Origin of the sequence: uncultured Wocania sp. (assembly GCF_964021735.1) — a bacterium.
Taxonomy (GTDB): Bacteria; Bacteroidota; Bacteroidia; order Flavobacteriales; family Flavobacteriaceae; genus Wocania_A.
In genome coordinates this window covers 1-1733 of sequence record NZ_CAXIBN010000292.1, presented here as the reverse complement: position 1 = coordinate 1733, position 1733 = coordinate 1, and the positions used below count along the sequence as shown (strand labels likewise).

Genomic DNA, 1733 nt, shown 5'->3' with positions numbered 1-1733 from the left:
TAATAAGTGTATTTTTTATTATTCCTCCGTTTATACGCAATTGGGTTTATGATTATATTGCAAAAAACAGATATAAGTGGTATGGTAAAAAAGAAAGCTGTATGATTCCTACACCTGAATTAAAAAGTAGGTTTTTAGAGTAATTTAAACATTTATCATGTCGAAATAACAAATGATTCTGCATCATAAAATAATCACAGAAGTTTTTTTGATTATTTTATGATGATTTCTTCTTATTGTCAAAATTGTAAATGAGTTCAATATTTAATTTTCTAATTTTAAGAATACGTAAATAATATTTTCGTTGGATTAACTAAACAAGTATTCAATTTTTATTTCAGACGATTAAATATTTTTTAATCGATAAAAAGCATATTTATTCGATAAGTTTTGATTTATCAAAAAAAATTCTATATTTGTATTGCGAAAATTACTACTAGTCATATTAGCCAAAAGCGTAGATATGACATCCTATTTATCAAAAAAAACTAACTTTTTAGTTATTATCCCCTTTACCAATGTCAATATTGGTTGTTTACTAAATTATATTTTTTACAGCTTTTGTTTATCTCGTTATGTAGCTTCTTACGTTTCATACAAGCGTATATTTTTCAGATGTCATTCTCCAAGCTTTTATGCACTATCAAAGCTCAATACATTCGAGCGTTTTAGCAGTTACTTTATTTCCCCAAAAACATTTAACCTCAAAACTTTTTTTATTATGATGAAAAATACCCCTATTAAACAAAAATTAGCCAAACCTAAGTTAAAGGTTGTAATAGTACTTGCCATATGCTTTTCTTTATTTGGCACAGCACAGGCCCAAGAAGTAGTTCTTGCCTCTGGTAGCGATGCCTCAGGCTCTGGTGGTTCCGCAAGTTTTTCTATTGGGCAAACCGTACAAGCTACATTAACGGGGAGCAATGGTTTTGCTTACCAGGGTATTCAATTTTATTTTGAATCCGAAACATTGTCTATTATAGATACAGCAAATAACCTTAATGTTTCCACTTATCCCAACCCTTCCTCATCAACCCTAAATCTAAGAGTAAGTGGTATAAAAAAAGGCAAACTGTCCTATAAACTATTTAATCTTTTAGGTGTATTAATGACTAGTGGTGAAGTAACAGGCAACATCACTAAAATTGATATAGACCATTTACCTATGGCTACTTATTTATTAGCGATAAACAATTATAACAACACAATTAAAACCTTTAAAATCATTAAAAACTAACCCAATGAAAAAATTATACCTATTATCCATCTTGTTTTTGTGTACAATAAGCCTATTTGCACAAACCCCACAAAAAATGAACTATCAAGCTATTGTTAGAAACTCTAGCGACATGATTTTAGCCGACCAAAATGTTGGTGTACAGATTAGTATTTTACAAGGCAGTGCATCTGGTACTGTAGTTTACGCCGAAACCCAAACACCTACAACCAATGCTAATGGTTTATTCAGTATAGAAATTGGTACAGGAACTTTGGTTGGTGGTAATTTTTCAACCATAGATTGGGCCAATAACACCTATTTCATAAAAACTGAAATAGATCCTACCGGTGGTACAAGTTACAATATTACTGGAACCAGCCAACTAGCCAGTGTTCCTTATGCGCTGTACGCAGCAAATTCTGGAAGCTCAATACCTGGTCCTCAGGGTATTCAAGGTGTTGCTGGGAATGATGGGGCTGACGGTGCTGATGGAGACTCGGCATACCAAATATGG

Annotated in this window: 1 protein-coding gene and 2 pseudogenes; all 3 read left to right on the top strand. The window is 32.1% G+C overall.

Annotated elements, in window-relative coordinates:
• Window positions 1-143 (top strand): annotated as a pseudogene (locus AADI82_RS15085) (thiol-disulfide oxidoreductase); the annotation flags it as partial.
• Between the two features lie 578 nt (window positions 144-721).
• On the top strand, window positions 722-1237 hold the full coding sequence (locus AADI82_RS15080) for a T9SS type A sorting domain-containing protein (RefSeq protein WP_341217228.1): 516 nt from the start codon (window positions 722-724) through the stop codon (window positions 1235-1237).
• Window positions 1238-1241: 4 nt separating this feature from the next.
• Window positions 1242-1733: pseudogene (locus tag AADI82_RS15075) on the top strand (hypothetical protein); the annotation flags it as partial.